This window comes from Maribacter thermophilus, from assembly GCF_001020565.1.
Lineage (GTDB): Bacteria > Bacteroidota > Bacteroidia > Flavobacteriales > Flavobacteriaceae > Maribacter > Maribacter thermophilus.
In genome coordinates this window covers 3804397-3821092 of record NZ_LDAS01000001.1, presented here as the reverse complement: position 1 = coordinate 3821092, position 16696 = coordinate 3804397, and the positions used below count along the sequence as shown (strand labels likewise).

The following is a 16696-nucleotide window of genomic DNA, read 5'->3' as shown; positions in this document are numbered from 1 at the left end:
AACCACATATTATGAAAGTTCTAAAATATATAATGGCTTACACGGTATTGATCGGTATTTTCTGTTCATGCGAGAAAGACCTGATCGGCGAGGTCAAAGACTACGACCAAAAAGAAAAAGACACCAAAGGTTTTCCTAAAGACGATAGTTATTCCCTTAAAATCAACGTTGAGACCCATGAAGACCAAATGGGTAGTTTTTATGACAATAAAATGGTAGAGTTTCACGGCAAAATATGGTCCATTGGTGGTTATAATAGTTATAGCTTGCCCTATTGCAACAGTGATATTTGGTATAGTGACAACGGTATTAATTGGCGAAGTGTAACCTCTAACCAATTTGGTGCCAGAAGGGGACATGCAACTGCCGTTTTCAATGATCGGATTTGGATGGTTGGAGGTATAAATACCGATACCCCTATATGGGTCGAATACGATGATGTATGGTCTTCCTCTGACGGGGAAACATGGACACAACAACTGGAATATGCTCCGTTCGGACATCTGTTTTACCCCTCACTTACCGTTTTTAACGGAAAAATGTTCCTTATCGGGGTAAATCGAACATCTTCTTTAAAGGCAGAAGTATGGTCCACCACCGATGGTACTTCATGGAATTTAGAAACCTCCGACCCCTTTCCTCCGAGAGAAGCTCACCAAACCGTTGTGTTTAACGACAAACTTTATGTTATAGGAGGGCAAGGCGAAGGCATCGCCTACAATGAAATCTGGGAAAGTGACAACGGTTCAACATGGACACGCCTAACCCTTTCGGGAGATGTTTTTTCCGATAGGTATCATCATGGTGCAGTCGTATATGACAATAAAGTGTGGATTCTTGGCGGAATGGGCCTTATTACAGGACCCTATGCAGATCTATATTATTCCGACAATATGGAAGATTGGACCCAATATACCGATCTGGGCCCGTCACCTACTCCACTGAACAAATTCGCCAGCCTTAACTATGATGGGGCCATTTGGATCTTTGGTGGTTTTAATACACGCGAACCCATTGGTGAAATCGTCACTTTAAGGAGTTTATAGACAAAAAAATAGACCAATACCGGTTTTTTGTACCCTTATGTTAACCTCTACTTTTCTTCACCATTAATTGGATAAAATCTTAAATAATATAATTATGAAAACTACAATCAAGAGTACACTGTTTTTACTTTTAGGTATTACTTTGTTGACCACCTCATGTACAAAAGAAGGCGACATCGGCCCTATTGGACCAGAAGGACCACAGGGAGAGCAAGGCCTTCAAGGACCTGAGGGACCACAAGGTGATTCTGCGCCCACCTCAAATTATTTTGAACGTTCCAATTTAAATACCGCATCGATAGATGCCAATACAACAGCAGCTCCTATTGGCCCTGTTTTAACCATTGAAAAGGAATTCGACGATACTAGAATAGAGGTCATACTAAATTCTAGGGTAGGTTCAGGAACCTTCTCCGGGGCTAATGGGATTAAAGTATCTACTAGAATAAATGGCGAGGTCGGTTCATTGCAAAGTCTCGCTGCAATAACTTCTAGTAATACAACAGATTTTGTATCTGTTTTTGATGTTTTTGATGACCTACCGGCTGGAACCCATGAAATACAAGTATATGTTCAAACGGCTCCTTCCGGCACTTCAAGCGGAGTTCTACTAGACCCAGGTGGGTACGGCGGAAAAATAATTGCCAAAGAAACTTATTAAAAAAACTTAAACGGATAGAAACCTCGGCCGAGCCCGGGGTTTTTCTATGCCCATATGTTAACCTTGATACACCCCCTAACATAAAAATGTAAACATAAATTTCAATTATTATGAAAACCTTTAAATCCTTCATGGGAATACTTCTATTGCTTACGGTCTTTGCAAGTTGCAAAAAGGACGATAACAACGATTTTGAGGAAACCGAAGAAACTGTGGAAGAAATAGAAGATCCCGGAAACGATATCGAAGGAAGCATTTGGATCAGTAGCAACAATCTTTTTACCGAATTGGACCTAAAGGACAATCAGCAGATCAAATCCTTCACCACTCTGGATTCTTATCATTGTAATGAATTCAACGGTGTTTTCATCTGTACGCAAGGCGCATACAACGGAACCAAGACACTCCTCGGAAAAGACACTTTTAACGGAGAGCCCCTATGGACCAAAGACTATGTAAAAGACGACGACAAGTATTATCAAATTGGCGCCACTTGGGTATATCAAAACGCGGTATTTATTGGCTATAGTGCAATTAATACCACAACCTATCATTCCACCTTTTATCTCGATGCGCTAAATCGTGAAACGGGTGATGTTTATTGGACTATTGAACTGACTGATGAGGTGAGGAAGATTACCTCCTACCAAGACCAAATAATTGTCGAATTGAGCCTCGGTTCAAGCACCCAGGAAATTTTAAGCATAGATCCCGGTACTGGCCACATTGATAAAAGAATCCCCTTCACCGATAGGATATCAAAATTAATCGGTGGCTCGTCGTCGATAATCGTAATGACCTGGAGCAACAGTGTCGTTTCCTTGGATGCCGATTTGAACGAGAATTGGACCTTTGAAACCGGAAGCCCGAATGTTCTAGGAGGTTATGAAAGTGGCAACCAATTTATTTTTTACTCCCGTGACCAGACCGTTTACAGTATTGACAAAAACGACGGATCCCTTATTTGGGAACACGCCTATACGGGAAAATACGCATCGGCCATAGACCTATCCAACGATACGGTTTATCTTAGCTATAAGGAAGAGAGCTCGGCCATTGTCACAAAAACCCTTGATATTTTTAGCGGGGAAGAACTAGATTCCTTTACCTACCCCATCAATGAAGAATGGGATTCCGATTATACGAAATACTATTTCTTCGACAAGTATCAATTGCTATTCAACACCATAAGAGATCAAAACAAAACCTACATCGTTTTGATCAATATTTCCGCCAAAACATTGGTATGGGAACTAGAACTTGGTCAAACAGCCTATCCGCATTTAATTATTACCCCAACAGATTACTATCAGTAGGGCATGGTCCTGGCCAGGTACACATACCCTATCATTCCAAATCTTGCAACGAAGTGTTAACCTTTTGGCCCACATTCCATAAAAGGAAAACAAACTTTAAATATTATGAAAACTACATTGAGATTTTTATCATGCATGATTATGGGCCTCGCCCTATTGACCACTTCTTGCTCCAAGGACGGCGATACCGGACCCGAAGGACCCCAAGGTGAACAAGGGATTCAAGGGGAGCAAGGACCCGAAGGCCCCCAAGGCCCCCAAGGCCCCGCTGGTGAGGATGGCAATGCCAACGTCATAGTGAGAACGATTGACCCCGTTCCCGCGTGGGAATCGGGAAGTTATTTAGGTACTTCAGCAAACTTTATAGATATAGAAGAACCGTTGTTGAATGAAGAATCTGTCGATAATACCTTAGTGCTAGTCTTTTTTCAGCTTTTTGGCGAGTCAATATGGTACCCGATGACGTATAACTATACTTATTCAGACGGAAAAGAGGAAATTATCACCTTCACCTATGAGTCAAATCAGATAAGCATCTACTCGTTTGAATCGGACGGGCAGCTTAATGCTAACATCACACGCTTACAGTATTTCTTAATATCTGCAAATGATGAAACTGCGGCCAAAAATGCAGGTATCGATTATCGTAAAATGACTTACAATGAATTGATGGATAATTTCGGACTGAACTAAAGAAATCATAAAACAAAAAACCACGGCTCAGGTCGTGGTTTTTTGTTTTATGATTTCCGCCTCAAAAAGCGCCGCAAAATGTTTAAGCAATTTTTCCTTAACCTCATCCATCGAAATTTCTTTTTGACCCAACTCCACATTCAAGGAAGTTACTGCCTTATCTTTAATACCACATGGGATCATCATATCAAAATACCCTAAGTCGGCATTTACGTTCAACGCGAAGCCGTGCATGGTCACCCAACGGCTGGCACGTACGCCCATGGCACATATTTTTCGGGCAAATGGCGTTCCTACATCGAGCCAAACCCCGGTCTCTCCCTTTGAACGCTCCGCTTTCAATCCATATTCCTCCAAGGTCAAAATGACCATCTCTTCCAGTAAACGGAGGTATTTATGTATGTCGGTAAAGAAATTTTCGAGGTCTAGAATGGGGTATCCTACAATCTGCCCGGGACCGTGATAGGTTATATCCCCTCCCCTATTTATTTTATAGAATTTGGCCCCTTTTGCCGCTAGCTGATTCTCATCCACCAACAGATTTTTAATATCTCCGCTCTTTCCTAAAGTATATACGTGGGGGTGTTCTACAAACAAAAAATGGTTGGGAGTTTCCAGATCCAGATCCTCTCTTCTGTTCCTTATCTTTAAATTAAGGGTCTCTTGAAAAAGCTCCTCTTGGTAATCCCAAGTTTCCTTATAATCCTTGACCCCAAGATCTTTGTGGTACACCTTCTTGTTCATGCGACAAAGATACGAAATGAACCCTTCTTTACTTTTCCAATTCTACCTCTATAAAAATAGATTCGGGATCTTTGAGCATCTCTAAAAAATTAACTTCGTAGACCATGGTTTTGCCATCCATAGAAAAAGTTGCATTGTCTAGATTTGTAGATTTCACCCTTTTTGGAAAATGGTATTTAAAGGTATAGGTTGATCCGGATAAAAACATCTCGGCACTGTCAAGGCTATCGATACTTTTGTTAAAAAGCTCCCTGTCCACTATTTCCGACTTTCTTGTAAACGTATTCTTTTTGAACGTATAATTTACCTGTGTAGCTCCGTTCGAAGGATTTTGCGGCATTGGTTTACTTCCTGCACTTGGGCCAATCGCACTGGCACTTTGAAAGGTATTAAAGGCATCGTTTACCTCAGAAACATTCTTAAAGTCCCTAAAGAGATCAAAATTCATAACACCGTTATCTGGATCCATCTTCATGTGCATTGAAAAAGGCTCCAATTTTTTAAGCTCTGCTTGACGCTCTTCTGAAAGTTGGGCAATACTGTCTTTTTTCTCACGAAACAAATCTCTGAACACCAAGGTTGAATCTATGGCTTCTTCCAGTTGTGTAGAGTCGTTGGAAGGTAGCATCTGCATCATTTCACTACCATCAAAAGATATACTCATTTTCCCGGTTCCATTCTCATTGATATAAATTTCCTCGGTAAAATTACATGCGACAAATAGAGCGACCATAAAAATCGCCAACAATACGTTCGATAACTTCATTTAAAATTTGTTCTAATTAGGATTGTTTAATATGACCAATGCGGCGATAACCCCCGGTACCCAGCCACAAAAAGTCAAAAGTAAGACAATTAGAAACGACCCACAACCTTTTCCGATTACGGCAAGGGGCGGAAATAAAATAGCCAATAAGACTCTTATTAAACTCATTGCGATTATAATTTTGATTGATGTACTATATAGGTCGTAAAAATATTGGTTTTGTTACAGAACATGGTTTAAACGGGATAAATTTTTTAGCCCTTACGTACGTGCATCATCTTCGCAACATTTATCAAGAACAATATAGATCATATTCACTCTTTTGTTCTTCCACAATTTAAAGATTAATGCATTGTTACCTATATTTGCGGCTTTAAATAGTATAGCATGCAGTTATCCGAACAAGAGGTTGTAAGAAGAGAAAAATTGGCCAAATTAAGGGAAATGGGCATAGACCCTTACCCAGCCGCATTGTACCCTGTAAATGCCACTTCAAAAAGTATCAAGACCGATTATGTTGAAGGAAAAAAGGTCATCATAGCCGGTAGGCTGATGTCTCGACGTATACAAGGAAAGGCTTCCTTTGCAGAGCTTCAAGATAGCGAAGGCCGTATTCAGGTATATTTCAACAGAGATGAAATTTGTACAGGTGACGACAAGACCCTTTATAACGATGTCTATAAAAAGCTTTTGGATATAGGTGACATTATTGGTATTGAAGGCGAGCTATTTACCACTAAAGTGGGAGAAAAGACAGTAATGGTCAAAAAATTTAAAATGCTGAGCAAGGCATTAAGACCGTTACCACTACCAAAAGTAGATGCCGATGGCAATGTATACGATGAATTTAACGACCCCGAACTTAGGTATCGCCAACGATATGTGGACCTTATAGTAAACCCAAAGGTTAAGGAGACATTTATAAAAAGAACCAAAATAACCAACAGTATCAGGGAGTTTTATAACGAACGTGGTTATTTAGAGGTAGAAACACCTATTCTGCAACCCATACCGGGCGGTGCCGCAGCTAGGCCTTTTCTTACCCACCACAACGCATTGAACATTCCGTTATACTTGAGAATTGCAAACGAACTTTATTTAAAAAGATTGATCGTCGGTGGTTTTGATGGGGTCTATGAATTTGCCAAGGATTTTAGAAACGAAGGCATGGACCGTACCCACAACCCCGAGTTTACCGTGATGGAACTCTATGTAGCCTATAAAGACTACAACTGGATGATGGAGACTACGGAACAACTTTTGGAAAAAATAGCTATTGACGCCAACGGAACCTCTAAATTACAAGTCGGTGACAATGAGATAGAATTTAAGGCTCCGTACGCAAGGGTTCCTATTTTGGAAGCTATTAAGATACATACCGGCATAGATGTCTCTGACATGAACGAGGAGGAACTACGTGAAACCGCAAAAAAATTGGGAATCGAAGTAGACGAAACTATGGGTGTCGGCAAACTTATCGATGAGATATTCGGAGAAAAGTGCGAACACCACTACATACAACCCACCTTTATTACCGATTACCCAAAAGAAATGAGCCCGTTGACAAAACAACATAGAGACAACCCAAGATTAACGGAGCGTTTTGAGTTAATGGTAAACGGAAAAGAACTGGCCAACTGCTACTCTGAGCTAAACGACCCCATAGATCAAAGAGAGCGTTTTGAAGAGCAACTGAGACTATCGGAAAAAGGAGATGACGAGGCCATGTTCATAGATCAAGACTTTATTAGGGCATTGGAGTATGGTATGCCCCCTACTTCTGGTATTGGTATAGGTATAGACCGTTTGGTAATGTTAATGACCAACAATTCGTCTATACAAGAGGTATTGTTCTTTCCCCAAATGAGGCCAGAGAAAAAACAGGTTGAACTTTCTGAAAACGAAAAAGCAGTTTTTGACATCCTTAAGAAAGAAAAGACCATGCCTTTGTCGGAGCTAAAATCACAATCGGGATTAAGTAACAAAGGATGGGATAAAAGCATTAAGGGACTCACCAAACACAAATTGGCCAAGGTATTTAAAGAAGGAGAATCTCTGTTGGTAAAACTAGAGGAGTAGGTTCTTTTTTAAGAATACCCAAAAGCCACCCATCTTGTTAAAATACATATAGTACTATATAAAAAAGAGCCGCATTTTTTAATGCGGCTCTTTTACTATTACCTTATTATAAGGATACGATTATCTCCAACCTCCGGTGGAATAGTCAACACCAGGTTCGCCAGATGTACCTCCAAAAGTATAATACTCCGCAGGTATTGCAGCCAAAGCTGTCCCAGGAACTGGAAAATGTAGCATTGTACCTTTTTGTAATAAATTTTCTTTACGCATTTCAAAGAAATTAAGCCCATAGCCTGTAAATGGAAACTCTACCAACCGCTCATAATGTATTGCATCGGCAATTTCTTCAGGAGAATTTCCAATATCTGGCAGCTGACCTCTAGTAGACCTGGTCCCTGAATTTATCACCTCTGCGGCTTCTTCATACCTTCCGAGTCTTAATAATGCTTCTGCCTTGTACATGTCATTTTCAGAAACAACAAACTCTTGCATAGGAGTAGTCCATTGAGATATATAATCGTCATATCTGCTGTATCTATAACTACTATAGTGATATGTTCCCCTAGCGGCATTAAAATCTTGAGATGAAAGATATTCGAAATCCGTTGTCAATCTTGCATCGGCACTGGTAGATTCTGGAAGTACCGTAGCATCTTCTGGCCAATATGCGGGCGTTGATGGATCCATCAGATTTATAACATACATATCTACCCTGGCCCATCCGGTATAAACAGCATAGGTCTTATATAGATCATACCAGACCACATCGTCGGCTAGAGGGGCAAAATCTACTGTTATACCATTATTGGCATATTCCAAGACTTTTTCCCAATCCGTAGCATCCCTTTCTGTAGAGTTTCGTGCATTCATAGTAAGCATCCGTGCACCAAAGGAATTCATCAATGAGGCCAAGTAATAATTATCTATGGTCATTCCTGGAACCCAAGTTTCAGGCAGTGTAAAAGAGGATTGGTTCGCTATGGCTATAGCTTCGTCCAATTTACCTATCGCATAGTCCATTGCCTCCTTGTAACCAACAGATTCTCCTTCATTGAGCACTCCATTTTCATCAGAAAGCCACACTTGATCATAGGTCATGGCCAAATATCCCACAATAATAGCTTGTGTAAATCTGCCAAGGGCGGCCACAGCCTCGGGGTTTTCAAATTCAACTCCTGCATTTACGGCATACATAATGGTATTGGCATCACTAAGAATAGAATACATGGAGTTAAAAAAAGATTCATTTATAACTGCATTTCCATAGCTACCTTGATTGTTAAAAGCTACCCTAGGTTCGCTTGAAGTATCGCGCATTCCAAAATTACCCCATGAACAGGTTAGAACATCTGACATGGTAGCCATGGCAAACACAGGACTATCATAACTATGGGTGGTCTGGAACCAGTTATTGATCAAGGTTCCCGCAGTTGACTCTAGAGCAACAGGGTCTGTTGCCAATATCTCATCATTTGGGTTCTCCGGATTTCCAACATCCAAATTAGTGTCAAAATCATCACAACCTATCAAAAAGGCCATGAGTGAAAATAAGACAAGTATTTTATTAGTTTTCATTTGTTTAAAATTTAAATTGTAGTGAAAAAGAATATGCTCTTTGAACAGGATAAACACCATAATCCACAGAATAGTACTGTAATGTTTCACTGTCATATTGGGCCACCTCTGGGTCCCATCCTTTATAATCGGAAAATGTTAATAGATTTCTACCGATCAAACTAAATTTTATCGAGTCAAAAAATCCTCCGGCAACATTGTCCAATGCTTTCTTATCCAAAGTGTATGACAAAGATGCCTCTCTAAGTTTCACAAAAGAACCATCCTCTACCCAAAAAGCGTTATTTTGGTTAACATCATAAAGAGACGCATAATATGTTGTTGTTTTCTTTTGGTCTACCGGTTTACCAGCTTGGTCCACAATAGCACTTCTTAAATCAATGGTGTTCCACTGATAATTGCGGTTATATACATCACCCCCTTGCTTCCAGTCCCAAAGCATGTAGAACCCAAAATTCTTATATGAGAAATTAGAGGTAATCCCTAATTGAAAATCCGCATTTTGGTTACCGATTTTTTCATATGCGACCGAACCGTCTTCGTTTAACTTTATAATTCCCTTTTCATCTTCGGTTCCAACAGATGAGGCCAAAACTACCACACCATCAGAATTTACCACATAGTCCGATATGCTTTCGCCGGCCCCTAGTTGATTTTCCATTTCTTCTAAAGAAGTAACGAATTTTCTTCCGTACATGCTACCAAACTCTTCATTTTCATTAATATAGAAAAGATCGTCCGGTCCTACTTTCATAGAAGATACAGATAGTTCTTTAATTTCATTTTTGGTAGTGGCAAAATTAAACCCAAGGGTCCAATTGGTATTATCGTTCCTTATAGCATCTACCTGTAACGATGCTTCATATGTATCGAACGCTACAGTACCCACATTTTGCCATTGTTTGTTTTTACCTGCATTGGCTGGTGAAAACAAATCAACTTTCATGAATTGGTCTTCTGTTTCCGATTTTGAATAGTTGGCTTCCAACCTGAATCTATTGTCCAAAAAGTCTAGATTTAAGCCTACTTCCATTTCCGAGGTTCTAGAGGGCTTCAAATCCGGATTACCTTTTAATCTATCGGTTGAAAGACTACCGTCGGAAATACCTGTTTGTTCGTATTGCCAATTAAATCCTGGACGCTGCCCCGAAGTTCCGTAAGACGCATGTACTTTTAGTTCGTCTATTCCTTTAATAGGAAGGTCCTGACTAATTCGGTACGCTCCCGAAATCCTGTAATAGGGCGCCCATTTTTCGTTTTCTCCAAAAAGTGACGAACCGTCATACCTAAACATTCCGTCAAGAATATATCTATCCTTATAATCTAAGCCAACGATGGCAAAAAAGTTTTTAGCACGTTCGGTTTGGCTATCGGAAGAAGAGGAAATGGTAGAAGTATCAAAGTTATCCATTGTCGGCAAATCTTTATAAAGAAAGTCATATCCAGAGGCATCGTAATTCTCGTAATACCTATCTTCCATTAAGAAACTCAACTTTGATTTTAGGTTCAATTCACCCCATTTTTGAGCTATATTGGCCGTGAACTGAGCTTTTTGCGACAATCCATAGGATGAAAATTTATAGAGCGACCCTTTTGAATATTCAAAACCAAGTTCGTCATCTCCAGAAGACGTATAGGTTTCATAAGGTCTATATGTGGTATACCGATAGTCCCTTTTCTCGAAAGAATACTCAGAATCCAAGTTGATCCAATCGGCAAGTTTAATATTTAGGTTATATCCACCCAAAAAACGTTGCTGTCTTGCAAGACGATTATATGTACTTAGATAATACAATGGATTGGTTACTTCTGACTGCCATTGATCTGGATAGTAGTAATAAGGTTGCCCATCGGGGTTGTCCGCAAAAACATTGGCATCAGGACTTACACGGGTGGCCGCCCTATACAAACCACTATCACCCGTAGGAACATAATCTTTTGTTTTAACAAAAAGGTTGGATGCAGAAAACTTAAGCCAATCATTAATTTTAAAATCGGTATTAAGCCTAAAACTGTTTCGTGCATAACCTTCGGTTTCTATAAGAATACCTTCATTTTCGGTGTGTTCGTACGAGAAAAAGGTTTGCGATTTTTCACTACCCGAAGACACCGAGGTATAAATTGTCTGATTAAAGCCTTTTCTAAAGAACTCATCTTGAAAATCATGATAAACCCCATAAGGATTATCGGAGTACAAATCATCTTCCTCTATTCTGGCTCCAACAACGGTTGGGACCCTCACCCCTTGATAACCACTTGGGTAGGTCACTCCTTCATATTTTGTAAACTGGCCTAAGTAATTTTCATAATCCGATGCCAGCACGTAATGATGTGACTTGTTGATATCCATTTTATTGCCAAGCTCAGAAAAACCTACTTCTGACCTAATAGTCACTTGGGTCTTGCCCTCTTTCCCTTTCTTGGTTGTAACCACTATAACACCATTTCCTGCTCGTGATCCATATAGAGAAGAAGCCGAAGCCCCTTTTACTATTTCAAATGACTCTATATCATCAACATTTATATCCGAAAGCCCACCTTCTACAAAAACACCATCAACGATGACCAAAGGACTTTGAGATCCAAAAAGATTTTTGGCTCCCCTAAGAATAATATTGGCGCCTTGTCCAGGACGACCAAGATTGGTCACCGTTACACCGGAAACTTTACCTTGAAGCGCGCTGGCTGCAGAAGCGGCCGGAACATTCTGCAGTTCATCTGCAGTTACCTTAGCCACCGTTACTGAGAGTTTCTTCACATTGGTGGCACCCGCGACACCCGTTACCACCACTTCATCAAGGGCTTGTGCATCTTCTTCCATCTGCACGTTGATTACGTTGCCGGCCCCGACAACCCGTTTTGTGGTCTTTTGCCCAATATAAGTAAAGAGCAACGTTTGCCCTTGAGTTGCTTTGATGGCATAGTTTCCATCAAAATCTGTTTGGGTACCTTTTGTGGTCCCTTCTACAACAATGTTAACACCGGGCAGCGGAAGGCCTTCGGAATCCTTAACCGTACCGGTAATTGTCTTGTCTTGTGCATAGGATGTATGCACAACAAACGCCAAGAATAGCGTTAACAATCCATTAAGTTTAGTTTTCATAGTTAAATTATTTGAATTTTAGGGTATCTAAAATCATAATTTACCGTTAATAATGCAAATTAGATTTTGTAAAAATTTAAGAATACCCAACAAATAAAATACCCTTAAAATGACTATATAGCTATTGAAAAGAATATAATTTTACTACAGTAAAATTGTTGTTATATCAAATTAATTTTCATCACAATTGCCTTGAGCTACAGAAGAACAAGAGAAAAAACTATACGGTTATTTTATGAGAAACAAACCTAAAAAAGAACAATTGAACGAAGAGTTTACGAACACAGTATCACCCAAATGTTGCACAACACCCTTTTTAGACCCAGGTTAGTTTCTTCCCCTATTTATCTACTATAAATCTTCAACTTTTCACAAATCAAAATGATTGCAAAAACAACCTACAAGGTTTATATTTTTAAATTTTATCAAAAAAGCATAGCTTAGGACTTAATGGAACTAAGCAAAAAAATCGGTTTGGCCTTAGGGCCTACCATTTTTATTATAACCAACCTTTTACCTTTTGAGCTTGTCTCCGAAAAGGGAGACCCCGTAATTTCAATTGCGATTTGGATGATCGTTTGGTGGATTACAGAAGCTGTTTCCATCTCGGTAACCGCCTTACTACCTTTATTACTATTCCCTCTTTTAAAGGTGATGCCCATGGAAGAGGTGGGGGCAAACTACGGCAGCCCGATTGTATTTTTATTCTTTGGAGGGTTTGTAATGGCTTTGGCCCTAGAAAAGGTTAACCTGCACAAACGAATTGCACTTAGCATCATAAAAATCACGGGCACCACCCCCAACAAAGTGGTACTCGGTTTTATGATAGCTACCGCAGTTCTAAGTATGTGGATAAGCAACACCGCAAGTACAGTGGTTATGCTGCCTATAGCCATGTCGGTGATTCAATTACTGGTAAACGATACCGATGGATTTACGAAACGTGACCGCAACTTTGCCTTAAGTGTTATGCTCGGAATCGCATTTTCGGCAAATGCCGGTGGTATTGCCACCGTTATCGGCACACCACCAAACTCTGTCCTTATCGGACTATTGGAAAATGAGTACAACATAGAAATCTCCTTTCTAAAATGGATGATCATTGGCCTCCCCTTCTCCATTATAATGGTATCTATCTGTTATTTGGCTCTTGTAAAATTGATGTACCCCAATAAGGGACTTAAATTTAACGCCTCTAAATCTATCATAGACCATGAGTTACAAAAATTGGGACCCGCAACTAGAAAAGAAAAAATGGTGCTGGTCATTTTTGGCATTACCACTTTCTTATGGATATTTAGAACTGTAATAAATTCGATCATTCCTAATTTGGGAATATCGGACGCGATGATAAGTATTTTTGCCGCCTTGGCGTTGTTCACGATCCCTTTTAGCATTAAAAAGGGTCTTTTTATACTAGATTGGCGAGACACCAAAAACCTGGCCTGGGGCATTCTTGTATTGTTCGGTGGCGGTTTGGCTTTAGCAAAAGGAATGTCGGTTACCGGCATTGTAGACCTAGTCGCCTCTACTATTGCGGAAAGTGAAATAAGTATTCTTTTTACCGCGAGCCTATTGATATTTCTAATGCTGTTTATGACCGAGCTTATGAGCAATGTTGCCTTGGTAGCCGTATTGGCCCCGGTAGTTGCCGGTATAGCTTTAGGACTGGGACTACCGATCGAACATTTACTCATTCCTATAACCATGGCAAGCAGCTGTGCTTTTATGTTACCCATGGCCACGCCACCAAACGCTATTGTTTTTGCCAGCGGATATATTAAGGTTTACGAGATGGCCAGAGTAGGTTTTCTACTAAATATCATTGCCATTGTTTTATTGATCGGGTTGTTTCAATTCGTTCTCCCTTTATTATTTTAACAGTATCTAAAAAAATAAGACCCTTGTACATGTAAGGGCCTTATAATTAACTAATTCAGAAACAAAAATGATATTTCCCCTTTAATGGACTGTATAAAAAGTAAAATGTTACAATTTATGCTTATGATTTCGTTAACAATACCTTAAATTAATTTTTCAGTACTTTGAAATTTAGCAAACTCAGCAAACTATTCAAAAAAAATGATCAAAAAATCACTATTTCCATTACTAATTTTAGTTTTTGCACTCAGCTACCAAACTTCTGATGCACAAATATTTAAAAAGAAGAAAAACAAAACGGAGAATACTTCCGAGAAGCCTAGCAAAGACAAAATAAAACCTTACGACAAAGTCATTACCAAAGATGCCAAAACCGATAAAGGACTTTTTGACGTTCATGTAGTAGAGGACAAATATTATTACGAAATACCCGATTCCCTTTTTAATAGGGAAATGTTAATGGTAAGCCGTATTTCTAAAACCGCATCTAAAATCGGTTTTGGCGGGGGGAAAATAAATACCCAGGTGCTCCGCTGGGAAAAGAAGGACAAAAAGGTATTGCTACGGGTTGTATCACACGATGTGGTCGCAGCAGATTCGCTCCCCGTACACGAAGCTGTGGTAAATTCTAATTTTGAACCTGTTCTTTACGCTTTTGACATTAAAGCCTTTAAAAAAGACTCCCTAAATCCTGCTACGGTTATAGCAGTGGATGATATTTTCACCAAGGATACCAAGGCCCTGGGCCTACCCGAATCATACAGAAAAAGATACAAGGTTTCTCGTTTAGACGATAGCAGGAGTTTTATAGAGAGTATTAAAAGTTACCCGTTAAATGTAGAGGCCAGACACGTTAAGACCTATTTGGCGAGTGCACCACCAAGTAATGGAAGTTTAGGCTCCATTTCCATAGAAATAAACAACTCGATGGTTTTACTACCTAAAGAACCCATGAAAAGGAGGTATTTTGACCGTCGGGTAGGATGGTTCACTCGAGGGCAAGTAGACTATGGCCTGGACGCCCAAGAAAGTAAGACAGTAACCTTTTTGGATCGCTGGAGACTAGAGGTGAAAGACGAAGACTTGGAAAAATTTAAAAATGGGGAACTTGTAGAACCCAAAAAACAAATTGTTTATTATATAGATAGGGCTACACCAAAGCAATGGGTACCTTATATAAAACAAGGTATCGAAGATTGGCAAGTTGCTTTTGAAGCAGCTGGCTTTAAAAATGCCATTATTGCGAAAGACCCTCCAACTCCCGAAGAAGATCCAGATTGGTCTCCCGAAGACGTAAGATACTCCGTGGTAAGATACTTGGCCTCTCCCATTCCAAATGCCAACGGACCGCACGTTAGCGACCCTAGAAGCGGTGAGATATTAGAATCCGATATAAATTGGTACCACAATGTAATGACCTTGCTTAGAAACTGGTACTTTGTTCAGACCGCAGCCATAAACCCGGCGGCTCGGAGCGTAGAATTCGACGAAGAGGTCATGGGACGTTTAATACGTTTTGTTTCATCTCATGAAGTAGGCCATACATTAGGCCTGCCCCACAACATGGGAAGCAGTGTTGCCTATCCTGTGGATTCACTTAGGTCAGCCACTTTCACAAAAAAATATGGAACAGCACCATCTATAATGGATTATGCACGTTTTAACTATGTAGCCCAACCTGGGGACGAAGGTGTTGCTTTAATGCCCGGAATCGGGGTGTACGACAAATACGCCATTAAATGGGGATACAGACCTATTTTAGATAAAGACGCCAAAGAAGAAAAACCTATTTTGGATAGTTGGATACTGGAACATGCGGGAGACCCACTATATCGTTTTGGACACCAACAAGTGGGAGATATCGTAGACCCCAGTTCACAAACCGAAGATTTGGGCGACAATGCAGTTAAGGCAAGTGAGTATGGTATTGCCAACTTAAAACGTATTGTTCCCAATTTAATAGAATGGACCAAAGAAGATGGTAAGAATTACGATGACCTCGAAACATTATACGGACAAGTAATTTCTCAGTTCAATAGATACATGGGTCACGTATCCAACAACATCGGAGGAGTCTACGAACACCATAAAACCTATGACCAAGAAGGTGACGTATACACACATGTACCAGAAGACCACCAAGCCAATTGTATGGCGTTCTTACAGGAACAATTGTTTCAGACCCCAGAATGGCTGTTAGATTCAGAAATATTCGGCAAAACCCAATATTCAGGATTCGTAGAGCGCATACGAGGAATACAGGTACGTACCTTGGACAATATTCTAAGCCTTGGCAAAATGGCCCGTCTTATAGAAAATGAAGCTTTAAACGGCAATGAAGCCTATAGTTTAATAGATATGATGGATGATTTGAGAAAGGGTATATGGTCCGAGCTTTCTTCTGGCAAGAAAATAGACACCTATAGAAGAAATCTCCAAAAAGCACATATTGATCGTCTGGCCTATTTAATGACGGCTGAAAATCAGTCCAAAAAACCTGACTTTGGGGGCTACCAAAAGTCTACCGCCGTAAACACGAGCCAGTCAGATATTAGATCTATCGCCAGGGCAGAACTGAACATTATAAAAAGAAATGCCAGAAATGCCATAGGAAGAACTTCTGACCGTATGAGCAAATATCATTTACAAGATATTGTAGAGAGAATAGACTTGATCTTGGAACCAAAATAACACTCTATGTTTGTAAAGTAGATATAAAAAACAACCTAAAAGCAAATACCTGAAATTTGTACACCACATTTTATGGTATTTTGCCATCAAAAAGAGCCCATTTTACAACAATGGGCTTTTTTTATATAATATCTTTTCATA

The 16696-nt window shown here is 39.9% G+C and carries 12 protein-coding genes; 7 read left to right on the top strand and 5 right to left on the bottom strand.

The window, feature by feature from the left end; all coding sequences use genetic code 11:
* The first annotated feature begins 11 nt into the window (after nt 1–11).
* The 4 genes from AB657_RS16620 to AB657_RS16605 all read left to right on the top strand — a co-directional run bounded on the left by AB657_RS16620 (nt 12) and on the right by AB657_RS16605 (nt 3716).
* Nucleotides 12–1046, top strand: coding sequence for a Kelch repeat-containing protein (locus AB657_RS16620; protein ID WP_157491794.1), 1035 nt, complete (start codon nt 12–14; stop codon nt 1044–1046).
* A gap of 94 nt (nt 1047–1140) precedes the next feature.
* The gene (locus tag AB657_RS16615; protein WP_047247528.1) at nt 1141–1707 is read left to right on the top strand and encodes a collagen-like protein; all 567 of its coding nucleotides are present in this window, start codon (nt 1141–1143) and stop codon (nt 1705–1707) included.
* A 110-nt stretch (nt 1708–1817) separates the two neighbouring features.
* Entirely contained in the window at nt 1818–3023 is a 1206-nt protein-coding gene (locus tag AB657_RS16610) for an outer membrane protein assembly factor BamB family protein (protein WP_157491792.1), read from the top strand.
* A 105-nt stretch (nt 3024–3128) separates the two neighbouring features.
* A complete protein-coding gene (locus AB657_RS16605) occupies nt 3129–3716 on the top strand; it encodes a collagen-like protein (RefSeq protein ID WP_157491790.1) in 588 nt (195 codons plus the stop codon).
* A 27-nt stretch (nt 3717–3743) separates the two neighbouring features.
* On the opposite strand, the gene lipB is transcribed toward AB657_RS16605, so the two are convergent.
* Genes lipB through AB657_RS17900 form a run of 3 tightly spaced genes read right to left on the bottom strand, consistent with a single transcriptional unit; the run spans nt 3744 to nt 5394 of the window.
* Nucleotides 3744–4460, bottom strand: a complete 717-nt coding sequence (gene lipB, locus AB657_RS16600; protein WP_047247525.1) for a lipoyl(octanoyl) transferase LipB — start codon at nt 4458–4460, stop codon at nt 3744–3746.
* Between the two features lie 28 nt (nt 4461–4488).
* Complete coding sequence (locus AB657_RS16595) at nt 4489–5226, bottom strand: hypothetical protein (RefSeq protein WP_047247524.1); 738 nt, start codon at nt 5224–5226, stop codon at nt 4489–4491.
* A gap of 12 nt (nt 5227–5238) precedes the next feature.
* On the bottom strand, nt 5239–5394 hold the full coding sequence (locus tag AB657_RS17900) for a YqaE/Pmp3 family membrane protein (RefSeq protein ID WP_010518549.1): 156 nt from the start codon (nt 5392–5394) through the stop codon (nt 5239–5241).
* Nucleotides 5395–5613: 219 nt separating this feature from the next.
* Here AB657_RS17900 and lysS point away from each other — a divergent pair, with 219 nt between their 5' ends.
* Nucleotides 5614–7305, top strand: a complete 1692-nt coding sequence (lysS, locus tag AB657_RS16590) for a lysine--tRNA ligase (RefSeq protein ID WP_047247523.1) — start codon at nt 5614–5616, stop codon at nt 7303–7305.
* A gap of 120 nt (nt 7306–7425) precedes the next feature.
* Here the strand turns inward: lysS and AB657_RS16585 are convergent, their stop codons facing one another.
* Nucleotides 7426–8880, bottom strand: coding sequence for a RagB/SusD family nutrient uptake outer membrane protein (locus AB657_RS16585; RefSeq protein WP_157491788.1), 1455 nt, complete (start codon nt 8878–8880; stop codon nt 7426–7428).
* 4 nt (nt 8881–8884) lie between these two features.
* Entirely contained in the window at nt 8885–11983 is a 3099-nt protein-coding gene (locus AB657_RS16580; protein ID WP_047247521.1) for a SusC/RagA family TonB-linked outer membrane protein, read from the bottom strand.
* Nucleotides 11984–12433: 450 nt separating this feature from the next.
* Here AB657_RS16580 and AB657_RS16575 point away from each other — a divergent pair, with 450 nt between their 5' ends.
* Both AB657_RS16575 and AB657_RS16570 read left to right on the top strand, forming a co-directional pair.
* Complete coding sequence (locus AB657_RS16575) at nt 12434–13864, top strand: SLC13 family permease (RefSeq protein WP_047247520.1); 1431 nt, start codon at nt 12434–12436, stop codon at nt 13862–13864.
* Nucleotides 13865–14065: 201 nt separating this feature from the next.
* Entirely contained in the window at nt 14066–16555 is a 2490-nt protein-coding gene (locus AB657_RS16570; protein ID WP_047247519.1) for a zinc-dependent metalloprotease, read from the top strand.
* Nucleotides 16556–16696: the final 141 nt, after the last annotated feature.